Below are 13,506 nucleotides of genomic sequence, written 5' to 3'. Positions count from 1 at the left end.
ACTTTATTTTTTCAGCAATGCTTCAATGTTGGCTACTTTTTCCTTTAGCTCTTCTATATCTTTTACAGACCTATTTAACATTCTGAAATGTCTTTGTATCTCTAACATAGATATAATTATTATAACTGATATAATAGCAATACCACCCATGTTACCTCCTTTAATCTACAGTGCTATAATTTTTTATTAAGTATGAGATCGTTGCCAATAATTAATAACCATAAGTTTTGGAATTTTGTTAAAATTATAGCATAATCATAAAATATAGTAAAGTCACAATTAACGATTATTCTTCCCAAATTTTGAACCCGCTATAAGGTTGTGTACCTAAACTAAGAGGACCCCACTTCAGAACAGCGAAACCTTCTACTACAGCATCATGATCTATTCTTAAAGAGCCATGTGATACTATAGAAGTTTCACATCTTCCAACACTTTTTATTACATGTGAAGTACCAAAAGTACTAGTACTATTTACATTATATAATATAGAGTTAACTCTAGGTCAAATATTAAAAGGAGATTTATAAGATGGATTATTCAATAGGGGAATTTTCAAATCTTACTAAGATAAGCATATACACCGTTTGTCAAATAATGTTTGCATTTAAAAGTATAATTTGCAATACAAATTTCAATACATAAATATGTATATTATGTTGATTTTTAATGTATTTTGTGTTAAATTGGAATAGATGGGAATTTCATTGATAAGTAATTACTTATTAGAATATAAAATTTAATTATACAGGGAGTAATGAAATTGGAAAAAAAAATTATTAACTAGTTTTGCTTTATCTTGTGCAGTTTTACTTAGTTTATCAAGTAGTGTAAGTGCTACTTCAACGACGACGGTAGCTATTTCTCGGCAGATGGAATTAAATCCTTATGGAAGTGGAGCAAGTGGCTGCAATGCTACAGGAAAACTTTGGTTTTAATTTTTTAGAAATGCGGATATACTAGCTAACTAATAATAATTATTTTTGTAAAAACATGCAATAAATTATTTTACTGCATGTTTTTACAAATTTTATCCGACAATTTTACTAAAGGGAGTATTTAAATGAATAATTTAATAAAAAGTAATTTTAAAATATTTTTTAAAAGTATATATTTATCTTTAGCGTTTTTACTGTTTTTCGTTCTAGTAAATGCATATTTGATTTTTAGTATTTATAATCTAAACATACATAAAGATGCCTTTTATTTTTTACAGTATAGTCAACGGATTAGCATGATTTATTTTGTTTTTTTTACTTTTATAACTTATGAGTATTTAATTAAAAGTAAAAATGAAAATCTCTTAGAATGCCTTTTAGTTTTAAACAAAGGAAACTTAAAGTTATATTTTTCAAAAATTATAGTTCTTATAATAATTATATTAATTATGACCTTAAATATTATTGTATATAACTTTAGTGTATATATTGGAATGAATATATACTTTGAACCTTATTTAGTTCACATCGTATTGAATAATGTTTTGAATATATTCCTAGTTTCAATTTTTGCTATGTGTCTTGGAAGTGTTATATCCTTATATTTAAAAAGGTTTCTTGCATATGCTGTAATGATACTTTTAATAATTTTAATAAGCCCAATTTTTGATTATGTACCTTATATACTTTTTATGGGTTATGGCATTAATATATATCCCTTCAGAGAAATATTAAATATTTTACCGCCTAATTTAAATTGGGATGGAGATTTATTATATGGATTATCTATAGAACCTTATAGGTGGAATCTATTATCATCTTTGATAAGTTTCATGAGTTTCCTTTTAATTTTAAAATTAAATAAGAAAAAACATAAATATTTAAATTTTATAGCTATAGGATTAATAATACTCTCACTCTTCAATTTCTATGGATATACGAAATCAGGTAGTATTGTAAAAAAAGATTATAACCCCAAAAGCTATGTAGCTTTCGATGAGTTGTATTACGCAAATGACATTCAAAAAGAAGAGAAGGTATCATTTAAAATTTCAGCTTATAACATGAATTTTACTATAAATAGACAACTACAGAGTAATGTAAGTATTTACTTAGATGAGAAAAAGCCTTTAAGCACTTACAAATTTACACTTTATAGAAATTATAAAATAGAGAAAATTATCGGTAAAAATAGCGAAAGTTTGGAATATAAAAGAGATGGGGATTATTTAGAGATAACTAACCCCACTAATGAAAAACTGGAGAAAATCACAATTTTATATAGTGGATATAGTCCTGTGTTTTACAGTAACGCTCAAGGTGTGTTACTACCAGGATGTTTTCCATACTATCCAATAGAAGGCTATAAAAGAATATATATAAAAGAGGAATCTAGATTTATTCCAATAATAAGGGATTATAATACTAAATTTGAGGTAACTGTAAAATCAAATTTAAATATTTACTCAAATCTACAAAAAAGTAATAATAGATTCTCAGGTGAGGCACAAGAATTAACCTTAATCGGTGGATTTATGAAAGAAAAAGCCACTAAAAACAATGTTTTTTATGAACTTATATTGAGCAAAATGGATAAAAATAGATTTTCTGATATAAACAAGACATTGAAATTATATAAGGAACTACTTTCAGAACCTGAGGAGTTTAATATTAGCAATAAAAAAATATTTCAATCACCGGCAGCACTTTCTTCTAAAGTTATTGGTAATGGTACATTAATGTTTAGAGATCACATTTTTGTAAATGATTTAAATAAAAAAGAATTATCACTTGGATTAATAAAGTCGACATTACCACAAGATACAAAAAAAAGAAAAATTAATAACGTATTATTTTATTATCTTGAAGATAAAGATAGTTTTACAAACAACGTTAAAGAATGGAGTAAAAATAACGATCCATTTTTCGAAATACATAGTTTGTTTTTTAAAAAAATAAATGAACTAGGAGAAGCTTACGTAATTAAAAGTACTTATAAATTTTTAAAAGATAAAAATGACGAAAGAGATTCAATAACATTTATTAAAAATTTAAGTAACTAGGAGGATTCAAATGTTAGAAATTTTAGAGTTGCATAAATCTTTTGGAAAAAAAGAAGTATTGAAAGGAATTTCCATAAATTTAAAAACAGGGGTTTATGGACTTTTAGGTACAAATGGAGCCGGTAAAACTACATTGTTGAGATGTATAGTTAATTTGTATAATATTAATAAAGGAAATATAAAGTTTCAGGAAAAAGACATTGTAAATAATAGTACATTTTCTAAAAATATTGGTTACTTACCTCAAAAATTCGGATTATTTAAAGAATTAACAGTTTATGAAATGTTAGAGTATTTTGCCATACTAAAAAAACTACCTAAAGAACTAATAGACTCATATATCAAAAATAGTATTAAAATAGTTAATTTAGAAGATAAGATTCATGATAAGACATCAACATTGTCTGGTGGAATGATTAGGCGGTTAGGTATTGCTCAAGCAATATTAGGAGATCCTAAAATAATAATTTTTGATGAACCAACCGCTGGTCTTGATCCAGAAGAGAGAATAAGATTTAAAAATTTATTATCTTATATAAAAGCAGATAAAATAATTATAATTTCTACCCACATTGTAGAAGATGTAGAAGCGTGTTGTGATAAAATAATAATTATGAATGATGGTAAAATAATTATTGAGGGAAATAGTGGGGACATTAAATCAATAGCAAATGGAAAGGTTTTTGAAGTTGATGAAGGGACAAAAATTAATTGTAACCACTTTGTTGAAAAAATTTTTGAGAGAGATGGTAAAAACTTTTTAAGAGTAATTTCAAGTGAAAAGGTAGCACATACAAATGTAGAAGCCACTATAGAAGATGGATACATGTGTCTATTAAAGGGAATATAAATCTATGATAAAAATTACATATTTTTCTCTCAAAAATCTAAAAATTTACTATTTTGTTCCTTTAATTATTTTATACATTTTTATTCCAATTTTAAATATTGGAATGGTTAATCTATCAGGAAATATTGAAAATGCTTATGTATTAGTATTTTCAGAAGCGGAAAAGTACATACCTATTCTGTCTTTGTGGTGGATTATCTTTGTGTTCAAAGAATACATTGAAGAAGACGGAAATGAGATTTTATACTGTATTGAGGATTCAGGCAAAGTTAAAATTCATCATATATCTTTATTATTTGCTTGGTATATCATACATGTTAGTGTTCTTTTTTTAATATACAGTTTGTTTTGGGATAACGTATTTTTAGAATTTATAAAGACAGTTATTCAATGCTTTTTTTTTACTTCAGTAGCATACATGTTAATGTATACTTTAAAGTCAACCACTATAAGTTTTATGTTTTTACTTATATATGAACTGTTATCTATTTTTATAAATTCTAAATCTTTTAATTATATAAGTATATTCGAAAATGGTGAAAAAATATCATTACAAGCTATTATTACAAAATATTCTGTGTTTTTTATAGTAGGAATTTTATTTTTAATCATTGGTGTATATAAAAACAAAAAAATTTATTATTAAACTTGGATTGGTTGGTAACTAAGGAAAGTGGAAGTTACACAAATACATTGTGTAACTTTCAAAACACCTAAAATCCATATTAATAATATATTTTGCCCCTAATATACCTTTTTGGCGGGATAGGCAAAACTACCCAAAAACAAATCCAATATAAAGAAGATTCTAAAATTTATCTTCTTTATAAATTGGATTTGTATTAAAATATTTTTTAAAATAATGCTAATGTTTTACATCTGAAAATATTTCTTTTAAAATACTTGTGTTATCTTTGTCTAGTTCATAACTCAATTCTGTTCCAGAAAAGGTTATGTATGACTTTCCCTCTGAATTACCTATTAAAATGTTCAGAAGAAAATAACCATCAGACTCTTTAATATATTTCAGATTAGGCTTTACTTGCACATAATATTCGAAAGATTCTACATTGGTATCTTTAGGAAGTTCTATCTTTTTTATCTTATCGGATGTATCCAATGAGTTCATGATAGTTTTGAATTTTGATAGTTTTTCTTCATTATAAATTGTATCTAGCTTATCATTACTGAATTTAGATAGGCTATCAAACTTAAAAATATCCATACTTGATAATGATACAATTTCTACTCTCTCTTGATTTATATTTGTAAAGTATTTATATGTCAAACCTATAAATATAACAATGAAGATAATAAAGATAAACTTGATATTCTTTTTAATCATAATCACTACCTCGGAATTACTAGACCATTATGTTTATGATATGTATAAGGGCAATAGATTCCTGTATTCGCATCCTTTACAAAACTTGAACAATATGCTGCAATTTTAGTTGTATTACATTGACATGAGCCTTTGCTTGTACATCCACTTCCTGCTTGAATTAATGCTATATGACAGTCACTTGCATAGAAGTTTTTTACAGATGCAGCTTTTTCGCTAATACTTCCAGTTCTCCAATTATAATGAACATCATCTGTAAGTTGCCCATTAAACCTATTGCAATGAACCCAATCTCCTACAGAATATTTATCCCCATATCCTTTATGACCAGTTGCACTATAAAGATTATGAGTTTTATGAGCAGTACATTCATCTTCATTCTCATCCATTTTAGCTAGAAGTTCTCCAGAATTAGCTCTAAAAACAACATTTAAATTATTTAAACTTGTTTTTTCAATTTTTGTTATAAAAAAACTCTCGGATACTACAAAGTCATCTTCCTCATGAGTTACATTTATAGCTTTAGTACCTAAATCATTATTTTTTGAGCCTTTATTTAATTTAGAAATTACTTTAGTATTTTTAGGTACTTTTATAGTTCCTTCTGAACTAACTTCTACTGGACTACCATCTGCATATAATGTGAGTCCTGTTTCAGAAGAGGTTTTTATCTTAGATTTAATTATTACCTTAACAGAATCATTTGAATACTTTATTTTAGCATTTAAAGATTCTGTTAAGAAATCTATGTCTTTATTTGTAAATACTTTTTCAAAAATTTCTCTAGGAAACTCATCTGTTGTTTCAGTATATACTCCTACTTTAATATTCTCATTCTCTTTGGCAATAGCAACAGATGGTACACTAACTATTAGGGATAAGGTTAAACCTAATAGAGCTAATAACTTGGGCATTTTTTTCATTACAATAGCCTCCTGTTTTATCTTACTTAAAAATATCTATATAAATATCTATATAAATATTCAAGGTAACTAAAAGACTTAATCATAAACTAATGTATAAACAATACTATTTACAGCTTTTCACTTCTGTTAGAGAAACGTATAAGGTTTTTAAGGTCTTTTTCATAGCAGCAACTCATTTGTAATATTATAGCATTTATACAATAATCATAGTATTTTGTATGATTTTATGATAACATACATATATTACAACGTCAACATTCGATAGTATCAGAAATATAGCCAATTCCAGAATAATTGCCTGTGTTTGTCTTTCAAAACATGTAGTCAGCATTTGAAATAGGGGGTTCTACGCCTTAAATCTGAAATTTTTGATTATTTATCCATAGTCTTGTGACATAAAATAACTCCAACACAAAACCCCTACTTTTGTGACAGCTTGCATAAATAAATGGTATAATATTCCTGTGAGTTACGTCAGATTTGTTAAAAATTACGCAGTAATTAAATTTATTTTAGGGGGCTATTATTATGAAAAAAAAAATATTTACTATGTTATCTTTAATAATTATTTTACTATTAGTAGGATGCACATCTACCATAAAACCAACTTTAAAAGGTTCTTATCAGACCGAAAAAGATGTAAATGGATATGTGGCTGTAATAAGTGTTCATCAAAATGATAGTATCTTTGTTGAATATATTGATAATAGAGAAGTTGATAGAGGAACCTATGAAAAAAAAGAGAATAATGCATATAAAATGAAAAGTGATAAGCAAAATTTTGAAATTATATTAAATGCTGAAAACTCTTTTGAAATAATAATTAAAAAACTTAACAATGGAAAACCAATTCAAATGAAAAATATAAGTGCTACTCCAACAGATTTTTCAACAAAATTTGGTGATGTAGACGAGTATAAAGCTTTATTAAATTAGTAAAGTAACAAACAATATTCTTATATTGTTCATCAACAAGAGCGTAAATAAATGCTCTTGTTTTTTTATTTCAGCACCATAAACGGTCGTTTTCGGAACTTAAATAAAAGTCTTAGAAATAGCCACTTTGTAGGTGTTTTTTGGTTCTAAAACTATTACCAAAAACAAAGTATCAAAACAATTCTAATATAACCTTTATGGTACTTGCTTTGGAATACTAAGGGCTTAACGTGGGTAAAAACCATGATTTATATCCATTTTATGTCTTAGAGTGGGTTTTGTCGGAAATGTTGGCTGCACCCCTAAGTTGATTCACAATGGTAATCAACTGCGTACTAAAAGGGTAAAACAAAATGTTAATTCATACAACATATTAAAAATAATATAATCAATATTAGCATTAATTATGGTATTCGTTGTAGTTTTTTTACTATTATCATGGCATTAAAATAATGATGAGTATGCAAAACCTATTTAAGAGACATTCTTCATAAGTTACGGTGAAACTGTAAAATACGAGGATTATTAATTTAGATTGAAATTTTATTTATTCTATATTATGTAAGGTTAACTTGACACAAAAATAAAGTAATGCTATATTTACAATGTAAGGTTAACCTTACCGAGGTGGTAATTAATGAAAAATAGAATAAAACAATTTCGTGAATCTTTTGGATTAACTCAAGAACAATTAGGAGAACTTGTAGGGGTATCAAGACAAGCAATTAACTCCATTGAAACTGAAAAATTTGAGCCGTCTATATGGTTAGCTTATGATATTTGTAAAACATTCCACAGCTCCATAGAGGAAATTTTTCTTTTTGAAGAAAGTGAAAGAAAATCGAGAGCACAGCAAAGTAGGGGGGTAGTTTAAATGGCATTAAGACAAATTAGACTTTTTGATGATGAAATATTAAGAAAAAAGAGCAGAGTAGTTGAAGTAGTAGACGATAAAATAAGGCGAATTCTAACTGATATGGCGGATACTATGTATCATTCAAAAGGTGGAGGGTTAGCGTCTCCGCAAGTAGGTATACTAAAGAGGTTAGTTGTAATAGATATGGGGCAAGGACTTATAAAATTAGTTAATCCAAGGATAATTAAGCAGGAAGGTATTCAGGAAGTTGTGGAGGGCTGTTTAAGTATTCCAAATACATTGGGAAAGTTAAAAAGACCTGCAAATGTAACGGTGCAAGCGTTGAATGAAAATGGTGAGGATATTATATTGACTGGTACAGGAGATTTAGCAAAATGTTTTTGCCATGAAATAGACCATTTAGAAGGTATTCTTTTTACTGATTTAGTTACTGAATATATAAAGTAAGGTTATTATTGTAGTTTTAGATTTTCATATATATCTACATAATGTTGCCTGGCTTATTCTAGACATTGCTACAATTTCACTTATGCTGTATTCTTTTGAATTATATAGATTCAATGCCTTTTCAATATTTTTATCTTTAACTTTTGGCCGGCCACCTTTTCGCCCTCTGAACTATGAGTTCTCTCTCAAATTGGCTGAATGCTTCAAAAACTGTAAGCATAAGATTCCCTTGTGGTGCATTTAGTCTATACTTTTTTTGATTTTTCTGTATAATTATTATTGTTGCAACAAATACATAATTGAATTGGAGAAAGAATATGATAAAGAAAAAAATAGCAAATATCCCTTTTGGACCATTTATTACAGTTTTAGCAGGAGCGATGGTTAATGGAAAGCCAAACTATGCCACACTTGGTGCATACGGTGTTGTAAGTGAGAAACCTGTATTGTATATTTCATTGAAAAATTCCCACTATACAACTTCAGGTGTAGTGGAAAGTGGATTCTTTAGTGTAAACATACCATCCTCTGAATCTATTGATAAGACTGATTTTTGTGGATGCGTCTCTGGTAATAAAGAAGATAAATCAAATGTTTTTGATTCGTTTTATGATGAAGCAGGAAATGCACCAATGATAAAAGAATGTCCTGTAAATTATCTTTGTAAGGTAATACAAACTATTCCTATATTTGATTTTACGATGTTTATTGGAGAGATTGTTGCTGTATATGCCAATGAAGACTGCCTGGAAAACGGAAAGCCAAATGCTCTAAAAGTTAAACCAACAATAATGATGGGTTCAGGATACTTTGATCTAAAGGATAGAGTTGGTTCACTATTTAAAACATATAGTACCATAAGTACCGTTGATCCTAAATAATAAGTAATGAAAGGCTAGTATCTGTAACTATAATTCTAATTTGTAAATTTTATGTTGTTTATTCCAGTTTTTCATTCCATTACTGTTAGTCTTCCTCTGATACATATAGTGATAAGAGTATTTAACGATATTTCAGAAGGAAAGACTCCTACTTCTATAAGTGGGAGTTACATGCTACAACAAAAATTAAGCTTCAGTGGAGGGATAACAATTGAGAATTGTTATCTGCTCCAGAGGTCTACAAGGGGGTAAATCTCCTTCTGAAGTCGTTAATTGCAGCGACCCAGGAGATGATTTAATCTTCATCTTATTTAATGCACTCTGCAGGTATTTGATATTTTCTAAGTCACTACTAGTGGGGATTTTACCTCGAAACACAGGATCATATTGATAGAGCTTATTTTCCTGGATTATGGCCACAAGTTTTTCAGGGTACTCATAAGCAGTGCAGTAACCACAGTTATAAAGATTTTGGCAGGCCTGTTTGTAGTCTTTAGATTCTATAACAGCGCGGTATCTGCTAAAACTTAAAAGCTTCCTATGATCTAGAATGCTATCGTCAAAAGAGTCGTACTTTCTAAACTTGCATACCATGGGGGTTTTGACTCCATTTATCCATTCGTGGGTGTTTAGCTCTTGGATTTCATATCCGCAACCATTTGTCCATTTAATTCCGAAGATGTTATTGCCTTCAACATGTTGCAGCCATCCGGTCTCTAAAATAGCTTGGGCTATGGTTACTGAGGGAAGGGTGTTGTATTTTTTGTAGGATAGTAGGGCACCGGTGGTTAGGGTTTTTATTATTTGGGTTTTGTTCATTGCTTGTTCCTACTTTGGGGTTTTGATTTATATATATGGAGGAGGAGATGGGTTTTTAAGATTTGGGGAAAAATATTTTATTTTTTTGATTAAAGCATTGATTTATATGTGTTGTTAAGCAGTTAGTTAAATTTAACTAAGCAATTATGCGGTTGAATGTATTGTTTTTATTCACTATAACCATTAGTATATTGAATATTATTTTATGGCATTAAATGATACAATATATTTATAAGTTGTTTCGCAGTCGTAGAATATTGTGCAAGAAACTTACTGTAGATTCTGCTTATTAGCGGAGGTTAATCCAATATATTTGTTGTTCTTTACCTTCATGGAAATTTACGCCTGTTAATATACCACCGCAACTCATCGCAGTCTGACTTGAAGCAATATTATCTTTATCACAGATAATCATTACTTTTGGAATTTTCATATCTTTTGCAATTTCTAAAACAAGTAATGATTTCCACAAATGTATCTAAAAACCTTCTAAGTTCTGATTGTTTTCTAAAAATAGACGTACTTTCCCCCTCCCCAAAATAAACACTCTACGCGACACTATTCCATTTTTTTCACAAGGTGGGGAATTATTTTTACGGTCTAACTTCCCTTTTGTTATCATTTTACCATTGCCACAGCAAGAACAAATATTTATATCTATTCCTGTGAGCTTAAGAAGAAGGTCTGATGCATTTAATTTAACCTCTGAGTCTTGTTTTTTACTTTGCACTGAACCTGTAAGTTCTTTGCATTTCTTAAGCTTAGTTGACCTGTTCCTGTTGCTTAAGATTTTCAGTAACATCAAAAATAGATTTAACTTCCTCAGGAGATAAAACTGCAGGTAATCTTGTTGGTTCTTTAACCCTTGCAAGTTTGTCCATATTCAGTATCTATTAAGAGTTTTTATATAAAAAAACTTTAGACTCGCATTAATATAATTAACTGTACCTTCACTTAGCTTCCTTTCCATGATACAATAATGTATTGGTAGCCTTAAATACCAAATTAGATTTGGCCAAAATATGGGGTGGTGGTGAAGTTGCATCTGCTGATGGATTGCGATTTGTAACACTTGTTAGGACTATTAATTCAAGATCAAATTCCAAATATTTTGGAGCAGGACGTGGTGTTACATATTATAACTTTACGAGTCATCGATTTACAGGTTTCAATGGGATAGTTATTCCTGGCACAATAAGAGACACTCTTGGCACGATAAATTCAACGCAGCTTATTCAGACATTGCAGCGTGAAGGAAAACCTACAATGATAGGTCGTGCACTAGGAGAATTTGGCCGTATCTATAAAACTCAATACTTACTCACTTATGTTGACGATTCAGAATACCGCCGTAGAATATTAACACAGCTGAATCATGGAGAGTCCCGTCATAGTCTAGGTAGAGCTGTATTCCACGGTAAAAGAGGAGAACTTCATCAACCATATAAAGAGGGGCAAGAAGATCAATTGAGTGCGCTAGGACTTATCGTTAATGCAATAGTTGTATGGAATACACGATATATGGAAGTAGCTATTGATTCACTACACAAAACTGGTCATAACATCCCTAAATCCGATATACAAAGATTATCACCATTAGGCTATGAACATATTAATATTATGGGCAGATACTCATTTATCATTTCAAAAGAAATTGAAAATGGTATATTGAGACCATTAATGACTTTAGAGAATGAAATAGGTTAAATTTTATATGTAAATAAATGGGTCTAAATTGTAATTTTCTGTTGCATTACTACAGAGAACCCTCTTAAGACTATTATTAATGTGAAAGAAGTTAAGAGAAGAAATAATGAGAATCATAAGGTTAAGAGACGAGATGAAAAGGGGCTAACTAAAAGACAACTAGAAAAGGTAAGTAAGGAAAATAGTTTGGTATCACGAAACGTCCGATAAGATTATGGGTATAACCTGGTTCCTTTTTTAAGTTTTTTTGATATGTACATTTAGGGGGGATTATTGTGTTTTATAAAGATTTAGAACAAAGGTGGAAGCTTAGTATTAGTGGGAGTATGACTAATACTTTAAAAGGGATATCAGAGGATGACGCCTTTGGTGCTGTGTTTGATTATTGGTACACGGATAAATTTGAAATGAACGATGGAAAGCTGCAGTTTGTTAAGCGAATTACTGATGAAAGATTTGATATAGATGAGGAGCTCTTAGAGGATATTAAGAAAGTGTTTGAAGAGAGGTACCTTAAAAAAATAGATAAGTTAAAGGGTAATACTGTGGAGAGGGTTAAAAAGCAGAAGGTGGAACCAGCTACAGATAAGCAGTTAAAGTATGCGAGGAAGCTTTACAAAAAGGTTTATGGAGGAGTAAAGGGTTTTGATGATAAGGAATATAGTAAGCATGAGATGGTTTTGATAATAGGGGATCTGGTGGAAAGAGTGGATAAGATGGAGGAAGATAATCGCGGAGAGTTTGAGGTTATGGAGTTGAGTAATTTTAGAAATTAATAAAAGACAAGGATTTTTCAATTATTGTTATGTAATTGAGAGGAATGTTGGCGAGACCCCTGAGTATACGGTAATTTAAGGCCGATTAACATTATTCAATGTTTCTAAATTTCAAAACATATAAAAATCATTGAAAGAGCAAACTAGAAATATTAAAACTAAAAAAGAATAGATTGGAGCCAGCAAAATGGAGAATAATTTAATAAAAGAAGAATGGATTAATGGAAATGTTATGATGTCACCGAGACCACAATATAATCACATGGAAATCGAAAAAATGATAGGTTTTAGGTTGGAAAACTATTTTAATGGAAAATGTAAAGTAGCTTTAGAAAATGCCTTATTTTTAACCAAAGAAGATCCTAGTGAACTCAAAAATGATATAGTTAAATTAAGAAATTTAGTAACCGGAAAAGGCGCGGAACTTGTTCCAGATGTAGCAGTATATTGCGATAAACAACAGATATTTAAAAGAGGATTTTTGGGAGTGCCACAATTAGTAGTAGAGGTGTTAAGCCCTAGTAATTCAGAGGATGATACAATAAGAAAAAAAGAAATCTATGAGAAATTTGGTGTTCCAGAATACTGGATTGCATCGCCTATGTCTAAGAAATTATATGTATATAATTTAGAAAATAACAGATATGAGTTAACTTGTGAATATAATTTTTTAGAAGAAGAAATAAGGTCAATTAGATTTAAAGATTTAGCTTTAGATATAAGAGATATAGAGTTGTTTGAAAATCAAGATGATGATGATATGTAATGGAACATAAAACATGTATACCCATATTAAAAGGCACGTAATAAATATTATTATGTGCCTTTTAATATGGGTATGAAGAACATATCTGCTAGCAACCGCAAATCTGAATATCATTACATTTATTGGGATATGCTATTCTTAACGTAGGAAATATCATTTTTACGTACGCTACCTC

18 protein-coding genes are annotated in these 13,506 nt (G+C 29.2%); 10 read left to right on the top strand and 8 right to left on the bottom strand.

Annotated features, from left to right (window positions below; all coding sequences use genetic code 11):
* Window positions 1-3 precede the first annotated feature (3 nt).
* Window positions 4-150: a hypothetical protein gene (locus G9F70_RS26340; RefSeq protein WP_164947488.1), complete on the bottom strand. Its 147-nt coding sequence runs from the start codon at window positions 148-150 to the stop codon at window positions 4-6.
* Between the two features lie 913 nt (window positions 151-1,063).
* Here G9F70_RS26340 and G9F70_RS26335 point away from each other — a divergent pair.
* The 3 genes from G9F70_RS26335 to G9F70_RS26325 are packed head-to-tail and all read left to right on the top strand — an operon-like array spanning window position 1,064 to window position 4,497.
* Window positions 1,064-3,001: an ABC transporter permease gene (locus G9F70_RS26335; protein WP_164947489.1), complete on the top strand. Its 1,938-nt coding sequence runs from the start codon at window positions 1,064-1,066 to the stop codon at window positions 2,999-3,001.
* 10 nt (window positions 3,002-3,011) lie between these two features.
* Window positions 3,012-3,851 (top strand): ATP-binding cassette domain-containing protein, encoded by an 840-nt coding sequence (locus G9F70_RS26330; protein WP_164947490.1) that lies wholly within the window; start codon window positions 3,012-3,014, stop codon window positions 3,849-3,851.
* Between the two features lie 4 nt (window positions 3,852-3,855).
* On the top strand, window positions 3,856-4,497 hold the full coding sequence (locus tag G9F70_RS26325; RefSeq protein ID WP_164947491.1) for an ABC transporter permease: 642 nt from the start codon (window positions 3,856-3,858) through the stop codon (window positions 4,495-4,497).
* A gap of 219 nt (window positions 4,498-4,716) precedes the next feature.
* Here the strand turns inward: G9F70_RS26325 and G9F70_RS26320 are convergent, their stop codons facing one another.
* Window positions 4,717-5,196: a hypothetical protein gene (locus G9F70_RS26320; RefSeq protein WP_411956031.1), complete on the bottom strand. Its 480-nt coding sequence runs from the start codon at window positions 5,194-5,196 to the stop codon at window positions 4,717-4,719.
* A gap of 5 nt (window positions 5,197-5,201) precedes the next feature.
* Window positions 5,202-6,119, bottom strand: a complete 918-nt coding sequence (locus G9F70_RS26315) for a hypothetical protein (RefSeq protein ID WP_224617969.1) — start codon at window positions 6,117-6,119, stop codon at window positions 5,202-5,204.
* Between the two features lie 531 nt (window positions 6,120-6,650).
* Here G9F70_RS26315 and G9F70_RS26310 point away from each other — a divergent pair.
* The 3 genes from G9F70_RS26310 (at window position 6,651) to def (ending at window position 8,382) form a co-directional block, all read left to right on the top strand.
* Window positions 6,651-7,058 carry a hypothetical protein gene (locus tag G9F70_RS26310; RefSeq protein WP_164947492.1) on the top strand — a complete coding sequence of 136 codons (408 nt, stop codon included), beginning with the start codon at window positions 6,651-6,653 and terminating at the stop codon, window positions 7,056-7,058.
* A gap of 637 nt (window positions 7,059-7,695) precedes the next feature.
* Complete coding sequence (locus G9F70_RS26305; RefSeq protein ID WP_164947493.1) at window positions 7,696-7,932, top strand: helix-turn-helix transcriptional regulator; 237 nt, start codon at window positions 7,696-7,698, stop codon at window positions 7,930-7,932.
* Entirely contained in the window at window positions 7,933-8,382 is a 450-nt protein-coding gene (def, locus tag G9F70_RS26300; RefSeq protein WP_164947494.1) for a peptide deformylase, read from the top strand.
* A 24-nt stretch (window positions 8,383-8,406) separates the two neighbouring features.
* Here def and G9F70_RS27405 read toward each other — a convergent pair whose 3' ends face one another.
* Window positions 8,407-8,496 carry a hypothetical protein gene (locus tag G9F70_RS27405; RefSeq protein WP_202882662.1) on the bottom strand — a complete coding sequence of 30 codons (90 nt, stop codon included), beginning with the start codon at window positions 8,494-8,496 and terminating at the stop codon, window positions 8,407-8,409.
* A gap of 22 nt (window positions 8,497-8,518) precedes the next feature.
* Entirely contained in the window at window positions 8,519-8,653 is a 135-nt protein-coding gene (locus G9F70_RS27400) for a recombinase family protein (RefSeq protein ID WP_224618004.1), read from the bottom strand.
* Window positions 8,654-8,699: 46 nt separating this feature from the next.
* Here G9F70_RS27400 and G9F70_RS26285 point away from each other — a divergent pair, with 46 nt between their 5' ends.
* A complete protein-coding gene (locus tag G9F70_RS26285) occupies window positions 8,700-9,263 on the top strand; it encodes a flavin reductase family protein (RefSeq protein WP_164947495.1) in 564 nt (187 codons plus the stop codon).
* 186 nt (window positions 9,264-9,449) lie between these two features.
* Here the strand turns inward: G9F70_RS26285 and G9F70_RS26280 are convergent, their stop codons facing one another.
* The 3 genes from G9F70_RS26280 to G9F70_RS26270 form a co-directional block, all read right to left on the bottom strand.
* Window positions 9,450-10,082, bottom strand: a complete 633-nt coding sequence (locus G9F70_RS26280; RefSeq protein ID WP_164947496.1) for a glycoside hydrolase family 73 protein — start codon at window positions 10,080-10,082, stop codon at window positions 9,450-9,452.
* A gap of 289 nt (window positions 10,083-10,371) precedes the next feature.
* Entirely contained in the window at window positions 10,372-10,554 is a 183-nt protein-coding gene (locus G9F70_RS26275; RefSeq protein WP_164947497.1) for a hypothetical protein, read from the bottom strand.
* A 6-nt stretch (window positions 10,555-10,560) separates the two neighbouring features.
* Window positions 10,561-10,887, bottom strand: a complete 327-nt coding sequence (locus G9F70_RS26270) for a hypothetical protein (protein WP_164947498.1) — start codon at window positions 10,885-10,887, stop codon at window positions 10,561-10,563.
* Window positions 10,888-11,066: 179 nt separating this feature from the next.
* On the opposite strand from G9F70_RS26270, the gene G9F70_RS26265 reads away from it, so the two are divergent.
* From G9F70_RS26265 to G9F70_RS26255, 3 genes are all read left to right on the top strand, one after another.
* Window positions 11,067-11,789, top strand: coding sequence for a Tn3 family transposase (locus G9F70_RS26265; RefSeq protein ID WP_164947499.1), 723 nt, complete (start codon window positions 11,067-11,069; stop codon window positions 11,787-11,789).
* Between the two features lie 275 nt (window positions 11,790-12,064).
* Window positions 12,065-12,565 (top strand): hypothetical protein, encoded by a 501-nt coding sequence (locus G9F70_RS26260; protein WP_164947500.1) that lies wholly within the window; start codon window positions 12,065-12,067, stop codon window positions 12,563-12,565.
* Between the two features lie 187 nt (window positions 12,566-12,752).
* Window positions 12,753-13,331 carry a Uma2 family endonuclease gene (locus G9F70_RS26255; RefSeq protein WP_224617968.1) on the top strand — a complete coding sequence of 193 codons (579 nt, stop codon included), beginning with the start codon at window positions 12,753-12,755 and terminating at the stop codon, window positions 13,329-13,331.
* The last annotated feature ends 175 nt before the right edge of the window (window positions 13,332-13,506 follow it).

Origin of the sequence: Clostridium sp. FP1, from assembly GCF_011065975.2 — a bacterium.
GTDB classification, from domain to species: domain Bacteria; phylum Bacillota; class Clostridia; order Clostridiales; family Clostridiaceae; genus Clostridium_AD; species Clostridium_AD tagluense.
This window is presented reverse-complemented; position numbering and strand designations above follow the sequence as displayed.

What these genes read in the sequence shown, in the direction of transcription:
- G9F70_RS26340 (WP_164947488.1), bottom strand. Translation starts at nt 150, where the DNA reads ATGGGTGGTATTGCTATTATATCAGTTATAATAATTATATCTATGTTA.
- G9F70_RS26335 (WP_164947489.1), top strand. Translation starts at nt 1,064, where the DNA reads ATGAATAATTTAATAAAAAGTAATTTTAAAATATTTTTTAAAAGTATA.
- G9F70_RS26330 (WP_164947490.1), top strand. Translation starts at nt 3,012, where the DNA reads ATGTTAGAAATTTTAGAGTTGCATAAATCTTTTGGAAAAAAAGAAGTA.
- G9F70_RS26325 (WP_164947491.1), top strand. Translation starts at nt 3,856, where the DNA reads ATGATAAAAATTACATATTTTTCTCTCAAAAATCTAAAAATTTACTAT.
- G9F70_RS26320 (WP_411956031.1), bottom strand. Translation starts at nt 5,196, where the DNA reads ATGATTAAAAAGAATATCAAGTTTATCTTTATTATCTTCATTGTTATA.
- G9F70_RS26315 (WP_224617969.1), bottom strand. Translation starts at nt 6,119, where the DNA reads ATGAAAAAAATGCCCAAGTTATTAGCTCTATTAGGTTTAACCTTATCC.
- G9F70_RS26310 (WP_164947492.1), top strand. Translation starts at nt 6,651, where the DNA reads ATGAAAAAAAAAATATTTACTATGTTATCTTTAATAATTATTTTACTA.
- G9F70_RS26305 (WP_164947493.1), top strand. Translation starts at nt 7,696, where the DNA reads ATGAAAAATAGAATAAAACAATTTCGTGAATCTTTTGGATTAACTCAA.
- def (WP_164947494.1), top strand. Translation starts at nt 7,933, where the DNA reads ATGGCATTAAGACAAATTAGACTTTTTGATGATGAAATATTAAGAAAA.
- G9F70_RS26285 (WP_164947495.1), top strand. Translation starts at nt 8,700, where the DNA reads ATGATAAAGAAAAAAATAGCAAATATCCCTTTTGGACCATTTATTACA.
- G9F70_RS26280 (WP_164947496.1), bottom strand. Translation starts at nt 10,082, where the DNA reads ATGAACAAAACCCAAATAATAAAAACCCTAACCACCGGTGCCCTACTA.
- G9F70_RS26255 (WP_224617968.1), top strand. Translation starts at nt 12,753, where the DNA reads ATGGAGAATAATTTAATAAAAGAAGAATGGATTAATGGAAATGTTATG.